The organism is Rhodopseudomonas palustris, from assembly GCF_003226555.1.
Lineage (GTDB): Bacteria > Pseudomonadota > Alphaproteobacteria > Rhizobiales > Xanthobacteraceae > Rhodopseudomonas > Rhodopseudomonas palustris_I.
In genome coordinates this window covers 36,334-62,194 of the sequence record NZ_QKQS01000024.1, presented here as the reverse complement: position 1 = coordinate 62,194, position 25,861 = coordinate 36,334, and the positions used below count along the sequence as shown (strand labels likewise).

General features: G+C 65.4%; 21 protein-coding genes. 14 read left to right on the top strand and 7 right to left on the bottom strand.

Annotation, left to right across the window (positions count from 1 at the left end; genetic code table 11):
- Positions 1-83 precede the first annotated feature (83 nt).
- Positions 84-1,781 carry a magnesium-protoporphyrin IX monomethyl ester anaerobic oxidative cyclase gene (bchE, locus tag DNX69_RS20070; protein WP_110787768.1) on the bottom strand — a complete coding sequence of 566 codons (1,698 nt, stop codon included), beginning with the start codon at positions 1,779-1,781 and terminating at the stop codon, positions 84-86.
- 159 nt (positions 1,782-1,940) lie between these two features.
- Positions 1,941-2,369: a hypothetical protein gene (locus DNX69_RS20065; protein ID WP_110787777.1), complete on the bottom strand. Its 429-nt coding sequence runs from the start codon at positions 2,367-2,369 to the stop codon at positions 1,941-1,943.
- Between the two features lie 220 nt (positions 2,370-2,589).
- On the opposite strand from DNX69_RS20065, the gene DNX69_RS20060 reads away from it, so the two are divergent.
- Entirely contained in the window at positions 2,590-3,330 is a 741-nt protein-coding gene (locus DNX69_RS20060) for a metallophosphoesterase family protein (RefSeq protein WP_110787767.1), read from the top strand.
- A 3-nt stretch (positions 3,331-3,333) separates the two neighbouring features.
- Positions 3,334-4,773, top strand: a complete 1,440-nt coding sequence (locus DNX69_RS20055) for a serine/threonine protein kinase (RefSeq protein ID WP_110787766.1) — start codon at positions 3,334-3,336, stop codon at positions 4,771-4,773.
- 45 nt (positions 4,774-4,818) lie between these two features.
- On the opposite strand, the gene DNX69_RS20050 is transcribed toward DNX69_RS20055, so the two are convergent.
- Positions 4,819-5,469: a BON domain-containing protein gene (locus DNX69_RS20050; RefSeq protein WP_110787765.1), complete on the bottom strand. Its 651-nt coding sequence runs from the start codon at positions 5,467-5,469 to the stop codon at positions 4,819-4,821.
- A gap of 373 nt (positions 5,470-5,842) precedes the next feature.
- Here DNX69_RS20050 and DNX69_RS20045 point away from each other — a divergent pair, with 373 nt between their 5' ends.
- From DNX69_RS20045 to DNX69_RS20015, 7 genes are all read left to right on the top strand, one after another.
- Positions 5,843-8,194, top strand: a complete 2,352-nt coding sequence (locus tag DNX69_RS20045) for a phosphoketolase family protein (RefSeq protein WP_110787776.1) — start codon at positions 5,843-5,845, stop codon at positions 8,192-8,194.
- Positions 8,195-8,367: 173 nt separating this feature from the next.
- A complete protein-coding gene (locus DNX69_RS20040; RefSeq protein WP_110787764.1) occupies positions 8,368-8,871 on the top strand; it encodes a response regulator in 504 nt (167 codons plus the stop codon).
- Between the two features lie 307 nt (positions 8,872-9,178).
- Positions 9,179-11,977 carry a hybrid sensor histidine kinase/response regulator gene (locus DNX69_RS20035; protein ID WP_110784831.1) on the top strand — a complete coding sequence of 933 codons (2,799 nt, stop codon included), beginning with the start codon at positions 9,179-9,181 and terminating at the stop codon, positions 11,975-11,977.
- Positions 11,978-12,003: 26 nt separating this feature from the next.
- Positions 12,004-12,474: a chemotaxis protein CheW gene (locus DNX69_RS20030; protein WP_207803111.1), complete on the top strand. Its 471-nt coding sequence runs from the start codon at positions 12,004-12,006 to the stop codon at positions 12,472-12,474.
- 67 nt (positions 12,475-12,541) lie between these two features.
- Positions 12,542-12,907 carry a response regulator gene (locus DNX69_RS20025; RefSeq protein ID WP_011157188.1) on the top strand — a complete coding sequence of 122 codons (366 nt, stop codon included), beginning with the start codon at positions 12,542-12,544 and terminating at the stop codon, positions 12,905-12,907.
- A gap of 78 nt (positions 12,908-12,985) precedes the next feature.
- On the top strand, positions 12,986-14,164 hold the full coding sequence (locus DNX69_RS20020; RefSeq protein WP_110787763.1) for a protein-glutamate methylesterase/protein-glutamine glutaminase: 1,179 nt from the start codon (positions 12,986-12,988) through the stop codon (positions 14,162-14,164).
- Positions 14,161-15,039, top strand: a complete 879-nt coding sequence (locus tag DNX69_RS20015; protein ID WP_110787762.1) for a CheR family methyltransferase — start codon at positions 14,161-14,163, stop codon at positions 15,037-15,039. Before DNX69_RS20020 ends, DNX69_RS20015 begins: the two co-directional genes overlap by 4 nt.
- Before the next feature lie 282 nt (positions 15,040-15,321).
- Here the strand turns inward: DNX69_RS20015 and ctrA are convergent, their stop codons facing one another.
- Positions 15,322-16,023, bottom strand: coding sequence for a response regulator transcription factor CtrA (ctrA, locus tag DNX69_RS20010; protein WP_011442789.1), 702 nt, complete (start codon positions 16,021-16,023; stop codon positions 15,322-15,324).
- 367 nt (positions 16,024-16,390) lie between these two features.
- On the opposite strand from ctrA, the gene fliI reads away from it, so the two are divergent.
- From fliI to DNX69_RS19990, 4 genes are all read left to right on the top strand, one after another.
- The gene (fliI, locus tag DNX69_RS20005; RefSeq protein WP_110787761.1) at positions 16,391-17,716 is read left to right on the top strand and encodes a flagellar protein export ATPase FliI; all 1,326 of its coding nucleotides are present in this window, start codon (positions 16,391-16,393) and stop codon (positions 17,714-17,716) included.
- A 108-nt stretch (positions 17,717-17,824) separates the two neighbouring features.
- Complete coding sequence (gene fliJ / locus DNX69_RS20000; protein ID WP_110787760.1) at positions 17,825-18,253, top strand: flagellar export protein FliJ; 429 nt, start codon at positions 17,825-17,827, stop codon at positions 18,251-18,253.
- A gap of 180 nt (positions 18,254-18,433) precedes the next feature.
- Positions 18,434-18,982, top strand: a complete 549-nt coding sequence (locus DNX69_RS19995) for a sigma-70 family RNA polymerase sigma factor (protein ID WP_110787759.1) — start codon at positions 18,434-18,436, stop codon at positions 18,980-18,982.
- Complete coding sequence (locus DNX69_RS19990; RefSeq protein ID WP_110787758.1) at positions 18,982-19,929, top strand: anti-sigma factor; 948 nt, start codon at positions 18,982-18,984, stop codon at positions 19,927-19,929. Before DNX69_RS19995 ends, DNX69_RS19990 begins: the two co-directional genes overlap by 1 nt.
- A gap of 284 nt (positions 19,930-20,213) precedes the next feature.
- Here the strand turns inward: DNX69_RS19990 and DNX69_RS19985 are convergent, their stop codons facing one another.
- Both DNX69_RS19985 and flhA read right to left on the bottom strand, forming a co-directional pair.
- A complete protein-coding gene (locus DNX69_RS19985; RefSeq protein ID WP_110787757.1) occupies positions 20,214-20,414 on the bottom strand; it encodes a hypothetical protein in 201 nt (66 codons plus the stop codon).
- 331 nt (positions 20,415-20,745) lie between these two features.
- Complete coding sequence (gene flhA, locus DNX69_RS19980) at positions 20,746-22,980, bottom strand: flagellar biosynthesis protein FlhA (protein WP_110787775.1); 2,235 nt, start codon at positions 22,978-22,980, stop codon at positions 20,746-20,748.
- 164 nt (positions 22,981-23,144) lie between these two features.
- Here flhA and DNX69_RS19975 point away from each other — a divergent pair, with 164 nt between their 5' ends.
- Positions 23,145-24,389, top strand: coding sequence for an MFS transporter (locus DNX69_RS19975; protein WP_110787756.1), 1,245 nt, complete (start codon positions 23,145-23,147; stop codon positions 24,387-24,389).
- A 30-nt stretch (positions 24,390-24,419) separates the two neighbouring features.
- On the opposite strand, the gene DNX69_RS19970 is transcribed toward DNX69_RS19975, so the two are convergent.
- Positions 24,420-25,826, bottom strand: coding sequence for a bacteriohemerythrin (locus DNX69_RS19970; protein ID WP_110787755.1), 1,407 nt, complete (start codon positions 25,824-25,826; stop codon positions 24,420-24,422).
- Positions 25,827-25,861: the final 35 nt, after the last annotated feature.

The window sequence follows — 25,861 nt, the reverse complement described above, 5'->3', positions numbered from 1 at the left end:
GGCGGCGGGCCGCGTCGAGTGCGTGGATCAGTTGGATGACGGCATTGGGGCCGATCTCGGACACCGCCGAATGCGTCTCCACGTCAGTGGCGGGTGACCGAACCTGCGTCATGGGTGCTGTCCGCCATGCGGCTGGTTACGGTCTTGGCGAGCGCCGCCTTGGCGTCGGCTTCGCTCTCTTCCATCTGCTCGGTGCCGCCGCCGCAGGCCGAGACGATGGCCATCTGCGAGGCCGCCGCCTTGCGGGAGCGGTCGGCATTGGCTTCCCAATCGGCCATCTGCGCGTGCGAGATCTTCTTGGTTTCGTCGAAGTGGAAGTCGACCTTCTTCTTCGACTGCGGACCCCAATAGCCGACCCGGCCAAGGTCGTAGAACTTGCGCTCGAAACCGGCCTTGAGGAACGCCTTCAGGCAGCCCAGCAGATAACGCCGGCGTCGGCCGCTGCCCGACCACGGATACGAGAAGAACGCCTTGTACATGTAGAACCGGCGATAGTTGTTCATCACCCGGTCGAGCAGTTCGCCGCGCTCCATCGCCGCCGGCTTCACGATCGGCGTGACGAAGTTGTACTTGGCGAAGTCGAACACTTCGACCTTGTCCGACAGTTCCTTGAACAGCGGCGTGAACGGCCAGGGGGTGTACATCGACCAGTTGGCGAGGTCCGGCTTCCAGTCCATCGCCATGCGATAAGTCTCTTCCAGCGTCTCCGGAGTTTCGCTGTCGAGGCCGACGATGAACTGCGCCTCGGTGACGATGCCTGCTTCGCGGAGCAGACGGATCGCCTTCTTGTTGTCGGAGATCTTGGTTTCCTTGTTGAACAGGTCGAGCTTGAGCTGCGCCGCGGCTTCGGTGCCGAGCGAGACGTGCATCAAGCCGGCTTCGTTGTAGAATTTCAGCAACTGCTCGTCGCGCAGGATGTCGGTGACGCGGGTGTTGATGCCCCACTGCACCTTCTTGTTCAGGCCGCGCGCGATCAGTTCTTCGCAGAACTGGATGAACTTCTTGCGGTTGATGGTGGGTTCTTCGTCGGCCAGGATGAAGAAGCCGACGTCGTACTTCTCGACCAGTTCCTGGATCTCGTCGACCACCTTCTTCGGGTCGCGGACGCGGTAGTCGCGCCAGAATTTCCACTGCGAGCAGAACGAGCAGGTGAACGGACAGCCGCGCGCCATGTTCGGGATCGCGACACGGGTGTTCATCGGGATGTAGCGATACAGGGTCCAGTCGAGCACGCCCCAATCGGGCTTGATGGCGTCGAGGTCCTTGACCGTCGGCGCCGCCGCGGTGGCGACGATCTGGCTCTCGCCGTTGGAGCCTTCGGTGTAGGCGAGGCCCTTGATCTCGGAGCGGTTCGCCGGCCAGTTGCCCGAGGCAACGGCGCGCGCCAGCTCGACGACGATCTCTTCGCCTTCACCGCGGACGATCACGTCGACCCACGGCGCCTCGCTCAGCACCTGCTGATACATGAAGGTCGCATGCACGCCGCCGAGCATGGTGACGATCTTCGGGTTGACCTGCTTGGCGACCTTCAGCGCCTCTTCGGCTGCGTAGATCGACGGCGTGATCGAGGTGGCGCCGACCAGATCGGGCTGATACTCCGCGACGATCTTGGCGAGAGCGTCATTGGAGATGTCCTCGGTCATCGCGTCGACGAATTTGATGTCGTCGAAGCCGTTGGCCTTCAGCGCACCGGCCAGATAAGGGGCCCATGCCGGCGGCCAGTGGCCGGCGATCTCTGCGCCACCGGAATGATAATTCGGGTGAATGAGAAGGATGCGCACTGACTTTCTCCCATGATTGTCAAGAAACGATGACATGGTGTTTGTCAACGATGCTTGACGCAGATCAAACGAAATGGTGCTTTGGTATTCAGCAACGCGCGATCGACGCCGCTGCCGCTAACAGGTCGCGGCCCGCGAGGGCCGCCGAGGTGTGAGGAGTCACGTCTCCGCGACGAAGTTGGCGTCCTGCCGAAGCGTGTCCAATGTGTCGACGTTCAGGCAGTAACGTTGATAAGCAGGCACCAGCGTGCCCGCCGCGATATCGGCGTCGCATTCCTGCTTGTGCTCGCAGAGCGCGCAGGTGCGGCGGAGATCGTTCAGTAACATCGGCTCCTTTTCCGCGAGCGCGCGGATGCTGATCCGCAGCGCGTCGAGCAGGCAGGGCAGCTCCTTGGCGCTGCTGCCCTTGGTCGCGAGGCTGCGAACTTCCGCCGGCGACAATCCGAGATCCTTGACCATGTTGGCCATCGCCCGACCGAAGGCTTCCAGCTCGCTCGGGCTTGCTGCGATCTCTTCCCACTCTTTGACGACGTCGGCGACGGCTTCGGTCATGGGCGCGGTTCTTGTCGGCTTGCCGGGTGCGGTCATGGTCGCCTCCAACGCAACTTACCGCGCGATATACTCACACAAGTTCGCTCCTCCCATTGCGCTGGATCAACGAGCGCAACGCGGTTGCGATCGATCAAAGACAGGCCGTAAACTCCGGATGCGCCGTACAAAATCCGCCTGATACGAAACTGCCCGCGGCGCTGTGACGAGGAGCGGAAACCGTCCTTTCGGACTGTCGAGGAAGCTTGGGGGGAGCGCTGTGCTGCTAGGGCTATTCGCCGACATTCACGCCAATCGGCCGGCGTTCACCGCATGCCTCGCCGACGCGCGCCAGCGCGGCATCGAGCGGATCGTTCTGCTCGGCGACTATGTCGGTTACGGCGCCGATCCGGACTGGTCGGTCGATACCGTACGCGAGCTGGTGGCGGACGGCGCGGTCGCCGTGCTCGGCAATCACGATGCCGCGATCAGCCAGGCCCGGGTGCAGATGAACGCCGAGGCCGAGGCGGCGATCGAGTGGACCCGCGGCCAGCTCGATTCGGCGCAGCGCAAATTTCTCGCCGAGCTGCCGATGCGCCACGAGGACCACAGCCTGCTGTTCGTGCATGCGGAAGCGACCCGGCCCGATGCCTGGATCTACGTCACCGATACCTCGGTCGCTTCGCGCAGCATGCAGTCGGTGTCGGCGCACGTCACCTTCTGCGGCCATGTCCACAAGCCGGCGCTGTATTCGCTGTCCGTCACCGGCAAGATGACCACCTTCGTGCCGACTACCGACGTACCGGTGCATCTGCTGCCGGGGCGGCAGTGGCACGCGGTGCTGGGGTCGGTCGGACAACCGCGGGACGGCAACCCGGCTGCGGCCTACGCGCTGTACGACACCGTCAAGCACGAGCTGACCTATTGCCGGGTGGCTTACGATGCCGCCGAGGCGGCGCGCCGGATTCGCGACAACGGCCTGCCGCCGTGGTTGGCCGATCGGCTGTTGGTGGGACGCTAGGCGATGGATCAGATCACGTTCGAGCCCGGCTCGGCGCTCGATGGCTTCATCATCGAGGAGGCGATCCATCGCGGCGGCATGGCGACGCTGTTCAAGGTGCGCCGCGACGGCGACCCGATGCCGATGGTGATGAAGACGCCGCGGATCGGCGAGGGCGAGGACCCTGCGGCGATCGTCAGCTTCGAGATGGAGCAGATGCTGATGCCGCGGCTGTCGGGGCCGCACGTTCCGAAATTCATCGGGATGCAGGACTTCTCCAGCCATCCCTACATCGTGATGGAGCGCATTGCCGGCGAACCGCTCTTGGCGCGGCTGCCGGAGCTGCCGCTGCCCTACGACGAGGCGGTGGCGATCGCCGCCAAGATCGCCGGTGCGATCGCCGATCTGCATCGCCAGCACGTCATCCACCATGACATCAAGCCGAGCAACATCATGTTCCGCGAGAGCGGCGAAGCGGTGCTGCTCGACATGGGATTGGCCTGCAGCGATCAGCTGCCGGATCTGATGCAGGAGGAATTCCGGCTGCCGTTCGGAACCGCGCCCTACATGGCGCCGGAGCGACTGCTCGGCGTCCGTGACGAGCCGCGCAGCGATCTGTTTGCGCTCGGCGTGCTGCTGTACTTCTTCACCACCGGCGTGCGGCCGTTCGGCGAGACCGAGACGATGTACGGGATGCGCCGGCGGCTGTGGCGCGATCCGCATCCGCCGCGCAAGCTGCGGCCCGACTATCCGCCGTGGCTGCAGGAGATCGTGCTGCGCTGTCTGGAGATCGAGCCGGCGTGGCGCTACCCGACCGCGGCGCAGCTTGTATTCGACCTCACCCATCCGTCCGAAGTGAAGCTGACCACGCGCTCGGAAAAGCTGAAGCACGATCCGCTGCGCACCGTGCTGCGCCGCCGCTTCAACAAGGAGCTGACGCGGCCGCGCGCGGTCGAATCGATGGCGGCGCATCTGGCGTCGGCGCCGATCGTGGCGGTGGCGATCGATGTCGCCGAGGGCTCTGCGGCATTGAACGAGGCGCTCCGCGTCACTGCTTCGCGGATCCTCGCGACGTTGCCGTCGGCGCGGCTCGCCTGCCTCAACGTGCTCAAGCTCGGCCGCATGACCATCGACCGCACGCTCGACGAACACGGCCACAACAAGCATGTCGATCGGCTGGTGCAGCTCAGGCATTGGGCCGAGCCGCTGAAGCTCGAAGACGACCGCCTCACCGTGCATGTGCTCGAGGCGGTCGATCCGGCGTCGGCGATTCTCGAATTCGCCCAGGCGAGCCGTGTCGACCACATCCTGATCGGCGCGCGGCGCAGCTCGGTGCTGCGCTCGTTGCTCGGCAGCGTCTCGGCCAAGGTCGCTAGCGAAGCGGACTGCACGGTGACGATCGTGCGCGAGGCGCAAGTGGCGCCGCCGCGCAGCGCTCCGCGCGCCGCCGCGCAGGACGCGTGATCCCGCGCCGGGATCGGCGAAGCGCTCGGCCCTGCGCCGCCAAACTCAGTTGATCATCAGACGGTCATCGACGGCTGCTACGCCCGGTGTCGACCACGCGGCATTTTGCGCCGCGCGGCGCTCATCCCAGGTGTCGACTCGGCCTTCCAGGATCACGATGTTGCCGTTCTTCACCGTGACGCGGATGCTCTTCGATCCGATCTCGGCGTGGCGACGCAGCGCCGACTCGATCTTGTCGCGGATGCAGGCATGATCGGCGAGCGGATTGTTGATCACGATGTTGTTGGTGACGCCGGTCACGCCGGCGAGCTTACGGACGTCCTCCTCGGCGGCGGCACGTTCGAAATGCCAGTCGACCGTGCCGCTCAGCGTCAGCCAGCCGTTCTCGACCTGGACCTCGACCGCGCTGGCGGGAACCAGCACGTTCCAATCCAGCAGATCGCAGGCACGCTGTGCGATCTGATCGTCCGCGGTCCGGTTGAACGGATAGCGGACCTCGATGTGATCGACGATGGCGTGAACGCCTTTGACGCGACGCGTCGCCGTGACCGCCGCCACCCTCTCCGCGTAGCTGATGACGTGACCACTGAGGATCACCTTGTCGCTTTCGACAGCGACCTTGATGTGGCCGCTGTTGAAGCTCGGGTCGAATTCGAACTCGTCAAGGATGTTTTGACGAAGCTGGGACTCGGACATTGTGGCCTCAGGAGTACCGCTACGCTGACGCGCGGCATCTTGGTTGCTCGTGCTGCAAACACATTGATCAGAATCAAGAACGAGACACCGTCGCGATTGATCCGCATCAAATATCGTGCCGCTTCGTTCGCTGTGGCACGCTGCAATATCGATGCATGTCACACATGCGTGCGCGTCGCTTGCTGCAGAAATGCTCACATTGCGTTGCGTTCGCGCATGACTATGTCACGCAAAGCTGACATTGTTTGCGACCATCATCGCCGTGCGCGGGGGCGCGCCGCACCGTGTGACGTGGAAGCGAACCCGCCTGCCGGGCAAAGCCCTGCACCTGCGCCGATCCGGCGCGTACCAGCCTGATAATCTGGAGATGATGATGTCCGACGTATTGTCCAATGATCTGTTGCAGAAGATGGACGCCTATTGGCGCGCCGCGAACTATCTGTCGGTCGGACAGATCTATCTGCAGGACAATCCGCTGCTCGATCAGAAGCTGCAGCTCGAACACATCAAGCCGCGCCTGCTTGGACACTGGGGCACGACGCCCGGTCTGAATCTGCTCTACGTGCACCTCAACCGCCTGATCAACGCGCACGATCTCGACATGATCTACATCATCGGTCCTGGTCATGGCGGGCCGGGCATCGTCGCCAACGCTTATCTGGAGGGCACCTACACCGAGCGCTATCCGGCGATCGAGCGCAGCCGCAACGGCATGCAGCGGCTGTTCCGGCAGTTCTCCTGGCCGCACGGCGTGCCGAGCCACGTCTCGCCGGAAACGCCCGGCTCGATTCACGAGGGCGGCGAACTCGGCTACTCGCTGGCGCATGCCTATGGGGCGGCGTTCGACAATCCGAACCTGATCGTCGCCTGCGTCGTCGGCGACGGCGAAGCCGAGACCGGCGCGCTGGCGACGAGCTGGCACTCCAACAAGTTCCTCAATCCGGCGCGTGACGGCGCGGTGCTGCCGATTTTGCATCTGAACGGCTTCAAGATCGCCAACCCCACCGTGCTGGCGCGGATCACGCCGCAGGAACTGACCGATCTGATGCGCGGCTACGGTTATGAGCCTCACTTCGTCGAAGGCGACGATCCGGCGGTCGTGCACCAGACGATGGCCGCGACCTTGGAGCGCGTGCTCGGCGAGATCAAAGCCATTCAGGACAAGGCGCGTCACCACGGCGCCACCGAGCGGCCGCGCTGGCCGATGATCGTGATGCGCACGCCGAAGGGCTGGACCGGTCCCAAAGAGGTCGACGGCAAGCCGGTGGAGGGCACCTGGCGCGCGCACCAAGTGCCGATCGCCGACTTCAAGACCCCCGAACATCTGACGCTGCTCGAAGACTGGATGCGCAGCTATCGCCCCGAGGAGCTGTTCGACTCGACCGGTAAGCTGCGCGACGAACTGCAGGCGCTGGCGCCGACCGGCCGCCGCCGGATGAGCGGCAATCCGCACGCCAATGGCGGCGAATTGCTGGAGCCGCTGTCGCTGCCCGATTTCCACGACTACGCGGTGACGCTGGCCGCGCCCGGCGCGCTCAAGGCCGAAGCCACGCGGGTGCTCGGCACCTTCCTGCGCGACGTGATGAAGAACAGCCTCGATAGTCAGAACTTCCGCCTGTTCGGCCCGGACGAAACAGCGTCGAACCGGCTCGATGCGGTGCTGCAGGTGTCGCCGAAGGAGTGGATGGCGGCGATCGAGGACGTCGACGTCAATCTCGGCCCCGACGGCCGGGTGATGGAAGTACTCAGCGAGCATCTGTGCCAGGGCTGGCTCGAAGGCTATCTGCTGACCGGCCGCCACGGCTTCTTCTCGTGTTACGAGGCGTTCATCCACATCGTCGATTCGATGTTCAATCAGCACGCCAAATGGTTGAAGGCGTGCGCGACGATTCCGTGGCGGAAGCCGATCGCGTCGCTGAACTATCTATTGACGTCGCACGTCTGGCGCCAGGATCACAACGGCTTCTCGCACCAGGATCCCGGCTTCATCGATCACGTCGCCAACAAGAAATCGAATGTGGTGCGGATCTATCTGCCGCCGGACGCCAACTGCCTGCTGTCGGTGGCCGATCACTGCCTGCGCAGCCGCAACTACGTCAATCTGATCGTCGCCGGCAAGCAGCCGGAATGGCAGTGGCTCGGGATCGATGATGCCGTCCGTCACTGCACCGCGGGCGCCGGGATCTGGCATTGGGCCAGCGACGAGGGCGAACCCGACGTGGTGATGGCCTGCGCCGGCGACGTGCCGACGGTCGAGACCCTTGCGGCGGTGACGCTGCTGCGGCAGTACGTGCCGGATATCAAGATCCGCGTCGTCAACGTCGTCGACCTGATGGTGCTGCAGCCGAGCTCCGAGCATCCGCACGGCATGGACGATCGCCGCTTCGACGAGCTGTTCACCACCGACAAGCCGGTGATCTTCGCCTTCCATGGCTATCCGTGGCTGATCCACCGGCTGACCTACCGCCGCCATAACCACGCCAACATCCATGTCCGCGGTTACAAGGAGGAGGGCACCACCACGACGCCGTTCGACATGGTGGTGCTGAACGATCTCGATCGCTATCGGCTGGCGCTGGACGCCATCCTGCGGATTCCGCGGCTCGCCGAGCAGCGGGACGCCGCCACCGCGCGTTACTGGGCGACGATCCAGCGGCACAAGCTGTATGTCGGCGAGCACGGCGACGACATGCCGGAAGTGCGGGATTGGCGCTGGTCGGCCTGATCCGTCTGCGAGCGGCCGGCGCGATTCAGACAATTGCGCCGGTCCGCTCAAGCCAGTGTCAACCATCCGCGCACGCGGCAGCGTTCTCGCGGGTTGTCGGGAGATCGTATTAACCGGTGGTTGCACCCGTCCTGCTACCGCTCGGCGATCGAAGGATCGGGGAGAGCCGAGTGATGCGCAGCGACCAACGGCCCATCGGGGCGCAAGCCGAACCGCAAACCGACAGAGTGCTCGGCCTGCTCGACCTCCTGATCGTCGACGACGATGCCGCGCAGCGCATGCTGATCGCCGGCGCGGCCGAGAAGGCCGGCTACGCGGTGACCCATGCGGCGTCCTGCGCCGCAGGCATCGCGATGCTCCGGGTCAAGCATTTCGACTGCATCACGCTGGATCTGAAGCTCGAGGACGGCGACGGCGCCGATGTGATGCGGGCGATGGCGGGGGCCAAATACGAAGGCCCGATGATCGTCATCAGTGGCATGAGCTCCCTGCACCGCCGCGCTTCGCGCGATCTCGCCAAGTCGCTCGGCATGGAGCTGCTGCAGAGCTTTCCCAAACCGATCGATCTCGCCGCGCTCCGGATCTCGCTCGCCAATCTGCGTAGTGCGGTCGCCGGCCTGCCGATCGTGCATTCCTGGGGCGAGGTGTGCGGGCCCCGTTTCGAGCGCAACGGCTGATGACGCCGTCGCCGCCGATCAGTCGCCGCCGGGCACCGAAGACAATGTCTACCACGCGGAAAATGCGCGAAGCCGTGTTCGATTTGGCGCGTCCGTAGCGCCTGGATGTCTGTGGTCGTCCAACGCGAGGTGGGTGCGAAGAGCGGTTGTCCACGGTGGCATGCCCGCAAACTTCGTACTCCTACGTGGCCCAAAATTAACGAGAGCGTAGGCCGCGGGCAGATAAGTCTGGCAGTGGAGGTCATTTACGCTCTTTGAGCGAAAGGCCATCCGGTCGGCACGGCTGCAGGCGAAAGGCGTAACGCGTATGGACGATCTTCTTCGTGAGTTTCTGACGGAGACCTTCGAGAGCCTGGATACGGTCGACAACCAGTTGGTCCGGTTCGAGCAGGAGCCGAACAACGCGAAGATATTGGACAATATTTTTCGTCTTGTTCACACCATCAAGGGGACCTGCGGGTTTCTAGGATTGCCGCGTCTCGAGGCGCTTGCGCATGCGGCCGAGACGCTGATGGGCAAATTCCGGGACGGGATGCCGGTGACGGGCGAGGCGGTGACGCTGATCCTGACCACGATCGACCGGATCAAGGACATTCTCACGCAGCTGGAAGCGACCCAGGCCGAGCCGGAGGGCGAGGACGGCGACCTGATCGGGGAGCTGGAGCGGCTGTCGATGCGCACGGCGGAGGAGATCGCAGCCGAGCTCGGCGCGGCGCCGCAAGCCGTGGCCGAAGCCGAGGCGCCTGCCGAGGTGGTGGCGGCCAATTCCAATTCGACCGAAGGCAGCCTGGTGCCGCAGACGCTGGAACGCCCGCTGCGTCCGGGCGAAGTGTCGCTGGACGAGCTGGAGCGCGCCTTCCGCGAGACCGAGACCGAGATGGCCTCGCCGCCGCTGCAGCCGGCGGACGAAGCGCCCGTGGTGGCCGAAGCCGCGCCGGCCGAGGCGAAGCCGGCCGCCAAGCCGAAGGCCGCCAAGCCGGCGGCCAAGAAGTCCGGCGGCGAAGCTGAAGGGGCGGCCGAAGGCGGCTCCGGCGGCGGTGTCGCCAACCAGTCGATCCGGGTCAATGTCGACACCCTCGAACATCTGATGACGATGGTGTCCGAGCTGGTGCTGACCCGCAACCAGCTCTTGGAGATCAGCCGGCGCCACGAGGACAACGAGTTCAAGGTGCCGCTGCAGCGGCTGTCGACGGTGACGGCCGAGCTGCAGGACGGGGTGATGAAGACCCGGATGCAGCCGATCGGCAACGCCTGGCAGAAGCTGCCCCGGATCGTGCGCGATCTGGCGTCCGAACTCGGCAAGCATATCGAGCTGGAGATGCACGGTGCCGACACCGAGCTCGACCGCCAGGTGCTCGACCTGATCAAGGATCCGCTGACCCACATGGTCCGCAACTCCGCCGACCACGGCCTGGAGCGGCCGGAGGAGCGGGTCCGGAACGGCAAGCCCGAGCAGGGCACGATCCGATTGAGCGCCTATCACGAGGGCGGCCACATCGTGATCTGCATCGCCGACAACGGCCGCGGTCTCGACACCGAGAAGATCAAGGCCAAGGCCTTGGCCAACGGGCTGGCCACCGAGGCCGAGCTCGAGAAGATGACCGAGGCGCAGATCCACAAGTTCATCTTCGCGCCCGGGTTCTCGACCGCCGCCGCCGTCACCAGCGTGTCCGGCCGCGGCGTCGGCATGGACGTGGTGCGGACCAATATCGACCAGATCGGCGGCACCATCGAGATCAAGTCGGTGGCCGGCGAAGGCTCCAGCGTGACGATCAAGATCCCGCTGACGCTGGCGATCGTGTCGGCGCTGATCGTGGAAGCCGGCGGCGACCGGTTCGCGATCCCGCAGCTGGCGGTGGTCGAGCTGGTGCGGGCGCGGGCCAATTCCGAGCACCGCATCGAGCGGATCAAGGACACCCCGGTGCTCAGATTGCGCGACAAGCTGCTGCCGCTGATGCACCTGAAGAAGCTGCTGCACATCGACGACGGCACCGGTTCGACCGAGCCGGAGAACGGCTTCATCGTGGTGACGCAGGTCGGCAGCCAGACCTTCGGCATCGTGGTGGACGGCGTGTTCCACACCGAAGAAATCGTCGTCAAGCCGATGTCGACCAAGCTGCGTCACATCGGGATGTTCTCGGGCAACACCATCCTGGGCGACGGCGCGGTGATCATGATCGTCGATCCGAACGGGATCGCGCAGGCGCTCGGCACCGCGGTGTCGGCGCAGCACGACATCTCCGATCAGGCGGCGGCGAGCCGCAACGCCTCGGCCGAACAGCTCACCTCGCTCTTGGTGTTCCGCGCCGGCTCGAGCCAGCCCAAGGCGGTGCCGCTGTCGCTGGTGACGCGGCTGGAAGAGATCGCCTCCGACAAGATCGAGATGTCGAACGGCCGCTACATGGTGCAGTACCGCGACCAGCTGATGCCCTTGGTGCTGATGGAAGGCGTCGCTGTGGCGTCGAGCGGCGTGCAGCCGATCCTGGTGTTCGCCGACGAGGACCGTTCGATGGGCCTCGTCGTCGACGAGATCGTCGACATCGTCGAGGAGCATCTGCACATCCAGGTCGGCTCCAGCCGTGAGGGCATTCTCGGCTCTGCGGTGATCAAGGGCCAGGCCACCGAAGTGATCGACGTCGCGCACTTCCTCCCGATGGCGTTCTCCGACTGGCTGGCACGCAAGGAGATGCGGCAGACGCTGACCACGCGCTCGGTGCTGCTGGTCGACGACAGTGCGTTCTTCCGCAACATGCTGGGCCCGGTGCTGAAGGCTGCGGGCTACAAGGTGCGGGTCGCGACCTCGGCGGTCGAGGGCTTGGCCGTGCTGCGCTCGGGCGCGCAGTTCGACGTGATCCTGACCGATATCGAGATGCCGGAGATGAACGGCTTCGAGTTCGCCGAGGCGATCCGGGGCGACACCAAGATGTCGAACCTGCCGGTGATCGCGCTGTCGTCGCTGGTGTCGCCGGCGGCGATCGAGCGCGGCCGTCAGGCCGGTCTGACCGACTACATCGCCAAATTCGACCGTCCCGGCCTGATCGCGGCGCTGAAGGAGCAGACCACGATGCACGCGACGCCCGAAGTTCTGGTGGAGCAGGCGGCATGAGCGAGACCAGGAAAGACACCCCCGCGATGACCCGGACCGTCGACACGATCAGCGGCAACACCACCCAGTTCGCTACCGCGATGATTGGCGGCCAGTTATTTGGACTGCCGATCAGCCGGGTGCAGGACGTGTTCATGCCGGAGCGGCTGACCCGGGTGCCGCTGGCGCCGGACGACGTCGCCGGCGTTCTGAACCTGCGCGGCCGGATCGTCACCGCGATCGACATGCGGGCCCGTCTCGGGCTGCCCAAGAACGACGACGGCAAGCCGCCGATGGCGATGGGCGTCGATCTGCGCGGCGAATCCTACGGCCTTCTGATCGACTCCATCGGCGAGGTGCTGACCCTGCCGGACGAGGGTCGCGAGACCAACCCGGTCAACCTCGACCCCCGCATGGCCTCCTTCGCCAACGGCGTCCACCGCCTCGACGGACAGCTCATGGTCGTCCTCGACGTCGACAAAGTCCTCGAAATCGCAACCCAACGATTGGCTGCATAACGGCTGAGGTGATCTCGGCGCATTCGCACGAACGGCCCATCCGGGCGCGAACTGACAGAGGCAGAAAATGAAGACATGTCTGGTAGTCGACGATTCGAGCGTCATCCGTAAGGTCGCGCGCCGCATCCTCGAAGGCCTCGACTTCGAAATCGTCGAAGCCGAAGACGGCGAGAAGGCGCTCGAAGCCTGCAAGCACGGGCTGCCCGATGCGGTCCTGCTCGATTGGAACATGCCGGTGATGGACGGCTACGAATTCTTGCGCAATCTGCGCCGGATGCCGGGCGGCGACGCGCCCAAGGTGGTGTTCTGCACCACCGAGAACGACGTCGCGCACATCGCGCGCGCGCTGCACGCCGGCGCCAACGAGTACATCATGAAGCCGTTCGACAAAGACATCGTCACGGCGAAGTTTCAGGAAGTCGGCCTGATCTGACGGGGGTCGGAAGGTCGGTTTTGACGCCGCGTTCGGGGACGCGACGGGGAGTGGAAGTATGCGTTGCGTCGGTGTTCTATGAGCGTAGCTTTGGCAGGTAGTCCCGCTACGAATTCGGCGCAATACGAGCCGTTGCGCGTGATGATCGTCGACGACTCGGTCGTCATCCGCGGTTTGATCTCGCGCTGGGTCGAAGCCGAGCCGGACATGGTGGTGGCGGCCTCGCTGCGTACCGGGCTCGACGCCGTCAATCAGCTCGAGCGGGTCAAGCCCGACGTCGCGGTGCTCGATATCGAGATGCCGGAGCTCGACGGCATCTCGGCGCTGCCGCAACTGCTCGCCAAGAAGCGCGACCTCGTCGTGATCATGGCGTCGACGCTGACCCGCCGCAACGCGGAAATCAGCTTCAAGGCGCTGTCGCTGGGCGCCGCCGACTACATTCCGAAGCCGGAGACCACCCGCGAGCCGCACGCCGCCGACATCTTCAAGCACGATCTGTTGCAGAAGATCCGCTCGCTCGGCGGTCGCGTCCGCCGCCGTGCTGCGTCCACGCCCGCTGCGCCGGCGATCGAACGTGCGCGCGATCCAAATCCGGTCGCGCCGACACCCGCCGCCGCGACACCGAGCGTCGCGAGCCAGGCGGCGCTGGTGAAGCGCGCGTTCGGCCCGACTGCTCCGCGTGTGCTGCTGATCGGTTCGTCGACCGGTGGACCGCAGGCGCTGATGTCGGTGGTCGCCGAGATCGGGCCGGTGATCGACCGCTTCCCGGTGCTGATCACCCAGCACATGCCGCCGACCTTCACCACCATTCTGGCCGAGCACTTGGCGCGCGCCAGCCGGCGTCCGGCGCATGAAGGCGTCGACGGCGAGGCGATCAAGCCCGGCAGCATCTATCTCGCCCCGGGCGGCAAGCACATGCGTGTCGCCAAGCAGGGGGGCAACCCGGTGATTGCGCTCGACGACGGGCCCCCGGTGAATTTCTGCAAGCCCGCGGTCGATCCGCTGTTCATGTCGGCAATCGACGTCTGGCAGGGTGGCATTCTGGCGCTGGTACTGACCGGCATGGGGTCTGACGGCATGCGGGGCGGCAAGGACATCGTCGCCGCCGGCGGCAGCGTGATCGCCCAGGACGAAGCCACCAGCGTGGTCTGGGGCATGCCCGGCGCGGTCACCAATGCGGGCGTGTGCGCGGCGGTGCTGCCGCTCAATCAGATCGGGCCGAAACTGGTGCGCCTGTTCGCAGGAGACCGGTCATGAACCCGGCTGACTATGAATTCCTGCGCAAGCTGCTGAAGGAACGCTCCGGCCTCGATCTGTCGGCGGACAAACAGTATCTGGTGGAGAGCCGGCTGTTGCCGCTGGCACGCCGCTTCGGTCTCGGCGGGATCGCCGAGCTGGTGCAGAAGATGAAGGGGATGGGCGCCGACGCGCTGACCGCCGACGTCGTCGAGGCGATGACCACCAACGAAACCTTCTTCTTCCGCGACAAGATGCCGTTCGATCATCTGCGCGAAGAGATGCTGCCGGCGCTGCTGCAGGCGCGCGCGGCGCGGCGGTCTTTGCGGATCTGGTGCGCGGCATCGTCGACCGGGCAGGAGCCGTATTCGATCGCGATGACGCTGAAGGAACTCGGCCCGGCGGTCGCCGGCTGGCGGTTCGAGATCATCGCCACCGATCTGTCGCCGCAGGTGCTGGCGAAGTCGAAATCCGGGCTGTTCAGCCAGTTCGAGGTGCAGCGCGGTCTGCCGATCCAGCTTCTGGTGAAGTACTTCAAGCAGGCCGGCGAAGTGTGGGAGCTCAGTCCCGAGATCCGCTCCATGGTGCAGCACCGCCAGCTCAACCTGCTGCACGACTTCTCGTCGCTCGGCACATTCGACATCGTGTTCTGTCGCAACGTGTTGATCTATTTCGACCAGCCGACCAAGGTCGGGATTCTGGAGCGGATCGCCAAGCGGCTCGAGCCGGACGGCTATCTCACCCTCGGCGCCGCCGAAACCGTGGTCGGCCTGACCGACGTGTTCAAGCCGCACGCTTCGCGCCGCGGCGTGTACTTGCCGAACCTGAAATCGTCGCCGTCGATCGTGCCGGCGTTCCCGGCCACCTCGGCGCTCAGCAGCCTGCGCGCCGGCTGAGGCCGGCCCAGGGCACGCGCGATAATCCTCTCGTCTATCGTTCCGGGGCGCGCGTGAAATGCGCGAGCCCGGAGTCCCGCGATTGCTGGGCAAGGCCGCAGCCAGGCAGTGCCGGCCCCAGATTCCAGCTTCGCGCCTGCCGGCGCGCCCCGGACTGACGACGGATGGGCGCGTAAGGGCACGCCCGACCATCTCCAAAAAGAAAAACCCCGCCATTTGCGGCGGGGCTGGAGGCTCTCGGGATGAGCGCGCGACACGCGCTCGGTAGAACTCTGGCGGCGGTCAGGCCGGGATGCGGACGTCGTCTTCGGTCGGTTCGCGCAGCACATAGCCGCGGCCCCAGACGGTTTCGATGAAGTTGCGGCCGTCGGAGGCGTTGGCCAGCTTCTTGCGCAGCTTGCAGATGAAGACGTCGATGATCTTCAGTTCTGGTTCGTCCATCCCGCCGTAGAGATGGTTCAGGAACATTTCCTTGGTCAGCGTGGTGCCCTTCCGCAAGGAGAGCAGCTCCAGCATCTGATATTCCTTGCCGGTCAGATGCACGCGCTGGCCGCCGACTTCGACGGTCTTGGTGTCGAGATTGACGACGAGGTCGCCGGTCTGGATCACCGACTGGGCGTGGCCCTTGGAGCGGCGGACGATGGCGTGGATGCGCGCGACCAGCTCGTCCTTGTGGAACGGCTTGGTCATGTAGTCGTCGGCGCCGACGCCGAGACCCTTCACCTTGTCCTCGATGCCGGCGAGGCCGGACAGGATCAGGATCGGAGTCTTGATCTTGGAAACCCGGAGCTGCTTGAGAACGTCGTAGCCGGACATGTCCGGCAGGTTCAGATCAAGCAGGATGATGTCGTAGTCGTACAGCTTGCCGAGGTCGACGCCTTCTTCACCGAGATCCGTCGTGTAGACATTGAAACTCTCGGATTTGAGCATCAATTCGATCGACTGCGCAGTCGCGCTGTCATCTTCAATCAGCAATACGCGCATGCCAGTCCCCTCTAAGCGCCGCTACGGGCGTCAGGCGTCCGCACACTTGCGGCACTGGAAACGCCTTTGAAGAACTGATTCGGATCCTGACGAGGAATGGTTAACAAAAACTGATTCGGCTCCGCAAGGTCCTGTCGTGCAATTTTTGTCGAATCGCACTAAGGTGTTGCGGGAAAGCAGCTTTTTGCCGACCGGCCCCTTCAAGTTCCACATTAAGAGTTGGCGCTAACCGACTCTTTCGACTCACCCTTCATTCTGATGGGCGAGCGTGCTCAGCTACCAAAGACAGTGACGCAATGATTAACGATGCGGGTAAACACGAAGTTAAGGTGACAGCCCCCGCGTCGATGAACTTAAGAGTTTCGCAATGAAGGCCCTCGCGGAACAGATCGGCGACATCGACGCCGTCAATACGTATGGCCGCGTCGTCGGCGTGCGCGGGTTGATGGTCGAGATCGCCGGGCCGATTCACGCGATGAGCGTTGGCGCACGGCTGGTGGTCGAGACTGGAGCCCACCGCTCGATCCCCTGCGAGGTGATCGGCTTCACCGGTAACAACGCCATCGTGATGCCGTTCGCTGGCCTCGAAGGCGTGCGCCGCGGCTGTCGCGCCATCATCGCCAACTCCGCAGCCCAAGTGCGTCCGTCGCCGCATTGGCTCGGCCGCGTCGTTAACGCTTTGGGCGAGCCGATCGACGGCAAGGGGCCGCTGGTGCAGGGCCCGTCGCCGATGTCGTTCCGCAACCAGCCGCCGCCGGCGCATTCGCGCAAGCGCGTTGGTGCACCGCTCGACCTCGGCGTGCGGGCGTTGAATACGTTTCTCACCTGCTGTCGTGGGCAGCGCATGGGTATCTTCGCCGGTTCCGGCGTCGGTAAATCGGTGCTGCTGTCGATGCTGGCGCGCAATGTCGACGCCGCGGTATCGGTGATCGGGCTGATCGGCGAGCGCGGCCGCGAGGTGCAGGAGTTCCTGCAGGACGACCTCGGCGAAGAGGGCCTCGCGCGCTCCGTCGTTGTGGTCGCGACCTCGGACGAGCCGGCCCTGATGCGGCGCCAAGCGGCGTATCTGACGCTAGCGATCGCCGAATACTTCCGCGACAACGACAAGGACGTGCTGTGTCTGATGGACTCGGTGACGCGCTTTGCGATGGCGCAGCGTGAGATCGGGCTGTCGGCCGGCGAGCCGCCGACCGCCAAGGGCTACACGCCGACGGTGTTTACCGAGCTGCCGAAGCTGCTGGAGCGCGCCGGCCCGGGGCTGGGCGAGGGCACCATCACCGGCATTTTTACCGTGCTGGTCGACGGCGACGATCACAATGAGCCGGTTGCCGACGCGGTGCGCGGCATTCTCGACGGCCACATCGTCATGCAGCGCGCGATCGCCGAGCGCGGCCGCTATCCGGCGATCAACGTGCTCAAATCAGTGTCGCGGACGATGCCGAAATCGGCCGACCCAGTCTATCTGCCGCTGATCAAGCGGGCGCGGCAGATCATGGGAACCTATGCCGACATGGAAGAGCTGATCCGGCTCGGCGCCTATCGTCCGGGCTCGAGCGCCGAGGTCGACGAGGCGGTGCGGCTGCACGAGCCGCTGGAAGATTTCCTCCGCCAGGGCAAGGACGAGGCAACCAGCCTGCAGTCGGGATATGCACAATTGGAGCAGATCCTGAGTAATTCGGAAACGGAACGCTAACTTTGTCCAGCCATCATACTTGGCACATCAATCGATTTGCCGGTTGCCCCTGCGCGGCGGGCCGGTGATGTCCCGCGTTGAATTGGGACTTCTGGGGAGTACGAGTCGATGAAGTCACGTGACACGCTGATTCGCCTGAAGAAATTTCAGGTCGACGAGCGGCGCAGACGGGTTGCCCAGATCGAAGCGATGATCGCCGATTTCGAGCGGATGTCAGCCGATCTCGAGCGCGAAATCGTGACCGAGCAGGAACGCGCCGGTATCACCGATCCGACCCACTTCGCCTATCCGACCTACGCCAAGGCGGCGATTCAGCGCCGCGAGAACCTGACCCGCTCCGCCGACGAACTGCGCGTGCAGCTCGAGGAAGCGCGTGGCCAGTTGTCGGAGGCGTTCGACGAGATGAAGAAGGTCGAGCTGCTCGACGAACGTGATCAGGCCCGCGAGCGCGCCGAGGAAAGCGCCCGCGAACAGGCCGATCTGGACAGCATCGGATTGATGCGGGCCAGGCTCGGCGGCGCCGGCGCCGTCGCCTGAGTTCTCCCATCGCCGCGTCGAGATAGAAAGCCCGGGCCGCTCGGTCCGGGCTTTTGTTTGGCGTATCCACAATCGTTGCTGTGCCGTGGTGAATCTCCGCGCTGCGAGCTATGCTGGCGCGGTTCGGGCCGCTCGGTCCGGACGGGGGCGTGGCCGCAACGGCCATGGTGAGGTCTCGGAATGCTATCGCCTGCTGAGTTGGTTTCGCTGATCGCCGCGGTCGCAGAGCGCGATCAGGACGCGTTCCAGCGACTCTACGAAGCCACCCGGGCGAAACTGTTCGGCGTGGTCCTCCGTATCTTGCGGCGACAGGATCTCGCCGAAGAAGTCATCCAGGACGCCTACGTCAAGATCTGGAACAACGCCGCGCAGTTCGATGCCAAGGTCGCTTCGCCGATCACCTGGATGGCGTCGATCGCGCGCAATCGGGCGATCGACGTCGCGCGCAAGCGCAGCGAAATCTCGATCGAGGAGGAACCGGCCGCCGGCAACGTTGCGGCCGAGACGCCGGACCCGCTCGCTCGCCGGGAGATGACCGAGGAGCTGAAGCGGTTGCTGGAGTGTATCGGCCGGCTCGAGCCGGACCGCCAGAAGCTGGTTCTGCTGGCGTATTACAACGGCTGGAGCCGGGAACAGCTTGGCGCCAAATTCGGTGCGCCGGCCAATACGATCAAGACCTGGCTGCGCCGCAGCCTGCTCGATGTTCGGGGGTGTTTGGGACTGACCTGATGGCCCACAGTGAAGACCATAGCGCGCTCGCCGCCGAATACGCGCTCGGCACTCTCGACGCCGCCGAACGGGCGGAAGCCGAGGCGCTGATCGGCAGCGACGCGGAGTTTGCCGCGCTGGTGACGGCGTGGGAGTACAAGCTCGGCGCGCTTAATCAGATGGTCGGGCTGGTCGAGCCGCGTGCCGAGGTGTGGGATCGGATCAAGGCGGCGATCGCCGCCGAGTCACAGCGCGCGTCGTTGTCGCCGCTGGCTGCGCCGCCCGCGAGCGCCGCGGCTGCGGGAGCGCTCGGCGCGCCGGGAGAGCCGATTTTGCCACGCCCCGCCAACGACCACGGTCCCGCTCCGGTGAGCGAGTCGACCGAACTCAGCCCGGAATCCAAACGCGTCGTGTACTTCGCCAAGCGCGCTTACGTCTGGCGCGGCCTCGCAATGCTGTCGAGCGCGGCAGCGGTGGCGTTGCTGGCTGTGGTCGGCGCGCAGGTGTATCAGCCGGATGCGCTGCCCGACGCGCTGCGTCCGCCGGTCCGTACCAAGGTCGTGACGGTCGAAGCGCCGCCGCAGCCGATTCCGGCGCAATACGTCGCGGTGCTGCAGAAGGACGGCGACGCGCCGGCCTTCATCCTCACCGTCGATGCCGGCACCAAGACCTTCACGGTGCGCCGCGTCGCCGCCACGCCCGAGCCGGGCAAGAGCTACGAGCTCTGGCTGGTGTCCGACAAGCTGCAGAAGCCGCGCTCGCTCGGCGTGATCGGGGGACGGGATTTCACCGTCAATCCGGTGCTGTCCTCGTTCGATCCCGAGCTCGTCAACAAGGCCACCTATGCGGTGACGATCGAGCCGGAAGGCGGTTCGCCGACCGGGGTCGCGACCGGACCGATCGTGTTCACCGGCAAGCTGGTGGAAAGCGTTCCGCCCGAGCCGACGCGAGCAGCGCCGCCGAAGTAAGCAGCCGCTCGGCGCGCGCTGCGCCAATTGATCGAACGATGAGACGGCGCTTCGCGCGCCCTCACCATGAGGTTGTGCTGGGTCGGAGCACAACATCGCGCGTCTCTGATTGCACGAGAATCCCCACCTGCGCGACCGATCACCATGCACCAAAGAAAAACGCCCGTGGGGAGCGGGCGTTTTCCTCGGGTCGTCACTTGGGGTGAGTGCGACCTCCTCAGCTCACGCGTTGGCCAGGGGGGCTATCCGGCATGCGTGAAGGCTGGAACTGTCAGCGGACCGCTTCAGCGGATCACCATCGTCTCCGCCTTACTGATCGCCATCGGCTTGCCGGCTTTGATCACCTTCGCCGTCTGGGTATAGCCGTCGTCCGCACCGAGACGGGCGGTGATCCCGAGGCCCGCGACCGCGATCCCGGCGACCAATGCCACGGCCACAATCTTCAAGTGGGTGGTGCGATCGGCACTGTAGATCGAATGGTTCATGCGAAGCCTCCTGGTGTCTTTTTCCACCCTCGGAAATTCGTATTTGCTATCCCGAAGCAGGTTCAAAGAACTCACGCAGAAAACGTAGGAAAGCGCTCGGCCGTTCCGTAGAGGCGATCACAAGCGCGTGAATAACAGTGATAGTCCGCGAGAATGCGGTGCCAAACACTCACCTAACTTACTGAAAATTAATCAGATCCAGGGCGATGCGGACAACTTGAACGATTCCGTCCCCATCGCTTCAAGGATACCTTTTTGTCGCAAGAGCTCTTGTCTGTTGCTCAAAAGTCGCGCAGCCGACTTCGCAGTGCGGCAGCGTGGAACTGTTTGGTCAGACGCTGCCGACGGTCTTCAGCCGGGCGCGCGGATGGATCTCGGCCTGCGACATCACCGTGGTCTGGGCGCGGAACCGCTCTACCAGCGAGCGGACGAACGGCCGGATCGACGCCGAGGTCACCAGCACCGGCGCTTCGCCTTCGCGGGCGGCTTGCTCAAACTTGTCGCGCACCGCGGTCATGAATTCCGACAATTTCGACGGCGCCATCGCCAGGGTGCGATCTTCGCCCTGGCCGATGATCGATTCGGCGAACGCCTGCTCCCATTTGGCCGACAGCGCGATCAGCGGCAGATAGCCGTTGTAGGAGGTGTTCTGCGCGCAGATCTGGCGCGCCAGCCGGGCGCGGACGTGTTCGACGATGGTCGACGGATTGCGCGAGAACGCCAGCGCCTCGGCGACGCCTTCGAGAATGGTCGACAGGTCGCGGATTGAGACGCGTTCGGCGAGCAGCAATTGCAGCACGCGCTGGATGCCGGACACGGTGATCTGGCTCGGCACGATGTCCTTGACCAGCTCGCTCTGCTCGCTCGGTAGATCTTTGAGCAGCTTCTGGGTTTCGCCGTAGGACAACAGGTCGGACATGTTGGCCTTGAGCAGCTCGGTCAGATGCGTCGACAGCACGGTGGCGGCGTCGACCACGGTGTAGCCCTTCAGCGACGCCTCTTCCTTGAAGTTGGCGTCGACCCAGGTCGCGGGCAGGCCGAAGGTCGGCTCGGTGGTGTTGATGCCGGGCACCGTCACCTGTTCGCCGGCCGGGTCCATCACCATGAACTGGTTCGGCCAGATCCGGCCCGAGCCCGCGTCGACCTCCTTGATCTTGATGACGTAGGTGTTGGCCTCGAGCTGGACGTTGTCGAGGATGCGCACCGCCGGCATCACAAAGCCCATCTCGATCGCCAGCGAGCGGCGCAGCGCCTTGATCTGCTCGGTCAGCCGGTCCTGTCCGTCGGGACCATTCACCAGCGGCAGCAGCGCGTAGCCGAGCTCGATCTTGAGATCGTCGATCTTCAGCGCCGCGGCAATCGGCTCCTCCGCCGCCGAGGCGGCCGCCGCAGCGGCTGCGGCGGCTTCCGGCGCGGCTGCGGCCAGCGCCGCATCGGCGCCGACCTGCGCCTTGCGCTTGCCCGCCTTGAAGGCGAGATAGCCTGCGCCGCCGCCGAGTGCCAGGAACGGGATGGTCGGAATGCCCGGCAGCGCCGCCAGCACCAGCATCACCGCAGACGCCATGCCGAGCGCCTGCGGATAGCCGGAGAGCTGACCCATCATCGCCTTGTCGGCCGAGCCGGAGATGCCGGCCTTCGACACCAGCAGGCCCGCCGCGGTCGAAACGATCAGCGCCGGGATCTGCGTCACCAGGCCGTCGCCGACGGTGAGCAGCGTGTAGGTGCGGCCGGCTTCGCCGAACGACAGCCCTTGCTGCATCACGCCGATGACGATGCCGCCGATCACGTTGATGAACACCACCAGCAGGCCGGCGATGGCGTCGCCGCGGACGAATTTCGAAGCACCGTCCATCGCGCCGAAGAAGCCGCTCTCGTCCTCCAGCTCCTTGCGCCGCGCTTTCGCGGTGGCCTCGTCGATCAGGCCGGCCGACAAATCGGCGTCGATCGCCATCTGCTTGCCGGGCATCGAATCCAGTTGGAAGCGCGCCGCGACTTCGGCGATACGGCCCGAACCCTTGGTGATGACTACGAAGTTGACGATGATCAGGATCGTGAACACGATGATCCCGATCACGAAATTGCCGCCCATCACGAAGCCGCCGAACGCCTCGATGACGTGACCGGCGGCCGCGGTGCCTTCGTGGCCGTGCGACAGGATCAGCCGGGTCGACGCCATGTTCAGCGACAGCCGCAGCATCGTCGAGATCAGCAGCACGGTCGGAAACGACGAGAATTCCAGCGGCGCCTGAATGAACAGCGACGTCATCAGGATCAGGATCGACAGCGTGATCGAGATCGCCAGGAACAGGTCGAGGATGACCGCCGGCAGCGGCAGGATCAGCACCACCAGGATGGTCAGCACGCCGATCGCCAGCGCCAGATCACCGCGGCGCAGGATCGCGATCATCTCTTTGATGCTGGGGATGCCGGCCCCTGATCCCTGGCCGGCCGTGGTGTCCGTCATGTCCGTCGCCGCCTTTTGCGCATGTCGCTTGCCTCGCACGCCGGGGCGCAAAGCGGCCGAGGGGCCGCCGGGTCCGACGTGAGGCACCGCACTGGCGTCCACGGGCATGCCCCCGATGTTCGCGGCCGACGACACTTCAGTTCACTGGGCAAAATTTGCCCGGTGCATGGTTAGCAAAGTGTTAACGCCGGGCCGGGTGCGACCGCATGGCAGGGGGCCGGGGCGGCCGGCTTGACCCCAGGCCCGGCACCGGGAACCATGTGCAGATGGAAACGCCCTTGAAACAGAACGGCCAAACGCCGGCGTTCGTGCTCGACTCGCGCCAGGCCTGGGTCCGGCTCGGCTTGGCGCTGGTGATCGGGTCGATCGGCAGCGTCGGGATGTGGTCGGTGGTGGTGGTGCTGCCGACCGTGCAGACGGAGTTCGCCGCCAGCCGCGGCGCCGCGTCGCTGGCCTTCACCCTGGCGATGCTCGGCTTCGGCATCGGCGGCGTCGTCACCGGCAAGCTGACCGACCGGTTCGGCATCGTGGCGGCGATCGCGGCCGGCATCGCGCTGATCGCGGTCGGCTATTTGGGAGCCGGGCTGTCGGCCTCGCTGTGGCAGTTCATCGCGGTGCACTTTCTGATCGGCGCTGGCGCCTCGGCGACGTTCGGCCCGTTGATGGCGGAGGCGTCGCATTGGTTCGAGCGCTACCGCGGCCTCGCGGTGACAATCGCGGCCAGCGGAAACTACGTCGGCGGCACGATCTGGCCGCCGCTGGTCAATTGGGGCGGCGACACCCTCGGCTGGCGCGCCACCCATATTCTGATCGGCGCGTTCTGCGCTGTGTCGATGACGCTGGTCGTTCTGCTGCTGCGCGCGCAGATGGGCGGCCACGGCGCCACCAGCCACGCCGCGGCGCTGCCGCCGAAGATCGACCTGCGGCTTCCCACCAACACCCTGACGGCGCTGCTGTGCGTCGCCAGCATCGCGTGCTGCGTGGCGATGGCGATGCCGCAGGTCCACATCGTGGCGTATTGCGGCGATCTCGGCTACGGCGCGGCGCGCGGTGCCGAGATGCTGTCGCTGATGCTGGCGTTCGGCATCGTCAGCCGGATCGGTTCCGGCTTCCTCGCCGACCGGATCGGCGGCATCCGCACCCTGCTGCTCGGCTCGGTGGCGCAGGGCGCGGCGCTGCTGTTCTATCTGTTCTTCGACAGCCTGGGCTCGCTGTACGTGATCTCGGCGATGTTCGGCCTGTTCCAGGGCGGCATCGTGCCGGCCTATGCGATCATCGTGCGCGAGGCGATGCCGGCGCGCGAAGCCGCGACCCGTGTCGGCATCGTGATCATGGCCTCGGTGCTCGGCATGTCGTTCGGTGGCTGGATTTCCGGGGTGATCTTCGACGCCACCGGCTCCTACGCCGCCGCCTTCGTCAACGGCATGGCCTGGAACGCGCTCAACGTCGCGATCATGCTGATGCTGCTGCTGCGCGCCCGCCGCCGCGGGCCGCGGGTGGCGATGGCGTAGCGGCGAGGGCGCGGCGAGCAGGGGCCGGCGTCAGGCCGACAGCCGGTCGAGATCTTCGCCCTCGGCCGCACAGCAGCGATTGCGCCCGCTGCGTTTGGCCCGCAGCATCGCGTGGTCGGCGCGGGCGAGTAGCGCCGCGCCGTCCTCGGCGTGCTGCAGCGACGCGATCCCGATGCTGACGGTGACGCCGCCGTCGAGGTCGCGGAAGCCGTGTTCGGCGACCTTGCGCCGGATCGTCTCGGCGGCGTGTTCGGCGCCGGCGAGGCCGGTGCTCGGCAGCACCGCGACGAACTCCTCGCCGCCGAGCCGGCCGACGAAATCGCTGCCGCGCAGCGATCCCTTGATCACACCGGCGACCTCGATCAGCGCCGAATCCCCGGCGGCGTGGCCGAAGCTGTCGTTGATCCGCTTGAAGCGGTCGACGTCGACGAACAGCAGCGACAGCGCATCGCCGTGTCCGGCCGCGTGCACGACATCGGCATCGATGTGCTCCAGCAGCGAGCGGCGGTTGGCGAGCCCGGTGAGCGGATCGATCAGCGCGAGCTGCTGCAATTGCAGGGTGCGCTCGGAGACTTCGCGTTCGAGCCGGCCGCTGGCGTCGGCGATCAGGTCCTCGGACTGCTTGATGGAGGTGACGTCGGTGGCGGCGGCGATCAGTCCGATGCAGCGGCCGCGATTGGTGCGCGGACTGATCTTTTCGCGCACCCACGCCCACTCGCCGGAGCCGGTGCGAACCCTGAATTCGAGCGAGGCGGTGTGTCCGTTGGCGAGCACGTCGGCGATGCAGGCCGCGTAGCTGCGGCGGTCGTCGGGGTGGACGAAGCCGGACCAGTCGATCGCGGAGGCCGGTCCGAGCTCGGCGCCGACCAGATCGAACCACGGCTTGTTGGCGAAATCCCGCCGCCCGCTGGCGCCGCTGATCCAGATCAGCGACGGCGCCTCGTCGGACAGCATCCGGAAGCGCTTTTCGGTCTCCATCAAAGCCGCCACCAGCACCTGCTCGGCGGACATGTCGTCATCGGCCGGCGCGGTGGCGCGCTCGAGCAGCGCGCGGGCGACGCGGCGATCGAGCTTGAGGATGTGGGTCACCAGCCAGGTGATCAGCAGTTCCAGGAACGCGCCGGTGGCTTCCTCGTCGGACAGATCGGTGCGCGCCGCGACCTCGTCGACCTTCTCGATGAACGAGGCGTGCACGCAGGCGTGGCGTTCGATCTCGCGATGGGTGAGCGCGGAACAGCGCATCAACTGCTCTTCGTCGCAGAAGTGCGTTGCCGCATAGTCGCGCAGCTCTGCGACCAGCACCGCCAGCGTCGGAAGATTTTCGCCGTTCTGCACCGCGTGAGCGAGCCGGTTGGTGAGCTCGAACAGTTTGCGGTGCTGGTCGTCGATCCGCTGGTTGCCGGTTTCGAACAGCGGATTCCATTGAAACAGGGGCATTGACGCACACTGGCAGGTAAGATCGGAGTGCAATC

Excerpts from the sequence above, each read along its gene's own strand:
- DNX69_RS20065 (WP_110787777.1), bottom strand. The coding sequence starts at position 2,369 with ATGACCGCACCCGGCAAGCCGACAAGAACCGCGCCCATGACCGAAGCC.
- DNX69_RS20055 (WP_110787766.1), top strand. The coding sequence starts at position 3,334 with ATGGATCAGATCACGTTCGAGCCCGGCTCGGCGCTCGATGGCTTCATC.
- DNX69_RS20050 (WP_110787765.1), bottom strand. The coding sequence starts at position 5,469 with ATGTCCGAGTCCCAGCTTCGTCAAAACATCCTTGACGAGTTCGAATTC.
- DNX69_RS20045 (WP_110787776.1), top strand. The coding sequence starts at position 5,843 with ATGTCCGACGTATTGTCCAATGATCTGTTGCAGAAGATGGACGCCTAT.
- DNX69_RS20040 (WP_110787764.1), top strand. The coding sequence starts at position 8,368 with ATGCGCAGCGACCAACGGCCCATCGGGGCGCAAGCCGAACCGCAAACC.
- DNX69_RS20035 (WP_110784831.1), top strand. The coding sequence starts at position 9,179 with ATGGACGATCTTCTTCGTGAGTTTCTGACGGAGACCTTCGAGAGCCTG.
- DNX69_RS20030 (WP_207803111.1), top strand. The coding sequence starts at position 12,004 with ATGACCCGGACCGTCGACACGATCAGCGGCAACACCACCCAGTTCGCT.
- DNX69_RS20025 (WP_011157188.1), top strand. The coding sequence starts at position 12,542 with ATGAAGACATGTCTGGTAGTCGACGATTCGAGCGTCATCCGTAAGGTC.
- DNX69_RS20020 (WP_110787763.1), top strand. The coding sequence starts at position 12,986 with ATGAGCGTAGCTTTGGCAGGTAGTCCCGCTACGAATTCGGCGCAATAC.
- DNX69_RS20015 (WP_110787762.1), top strand. The coding sequence starts at position 14,161 with ATGAACCCGGCTGACTATGAATTCCTGCGCAAGCTGCTGAAGGAACGC.
- ctrA (WP_011442789.1), bottom strand. The coding sequence starts at position 16,023 with ATGCGCGTATTGCTGATTGAAGATGACAGCGCGACTGCGCAGTCGATC.
- fliI (WP_110787761.1), top strand. The coding sequence starts at position 16,391 with ATGAAGGCCCTCGCGGAACAGATCGGCGACATCGACGCCGTCAATACG.
- fliJ (WP_110787760.1), top strand. The coding sequence starts at position 17,825 with ATGAAGTCACGTGACACGCTGATTCGCCTGAAGAAATTTCAGGTCGAC.
- DNX69_RS19995 (WP_110787759.1), top strand. The coding sequence starts at position 18,434 with ATGCTATCGCCTGCTGAGTTGGTTTCGCTGATCGCCGCGGTCGCAGAG.
- DNX69_RS19990 (WP_110787758.1), top strand. The coding sequence starts at position 18,982 with ATGGCCCACAGTGAAGACCATAGCGCGCTCGCCGCCGAATACGCGCTC.
- DNX69_RS19985 (WP_110787757.1), bottom strand. The coding sequence starts at position 20,414 with ATGAACCATTCGATCTACAGTGCCGATCGCACCACCCACTTGAAGATT.
- DNX69_RS19975 (WP_110787756.1), top strand. The coding sequence starts at position 23,145 with ATGGAAACGCCCTTGAAACAGAACGGCCAAACGCCGGCGTTCGTGCTC.
- DNX69_RS19970 (WP_110787755.1), bottom strand. The coding sequence starts at position 25,826 with ATGCCCCTGTTTCAATGGAATCCGCTGTTCGAAACCGGCAACCAGCGG.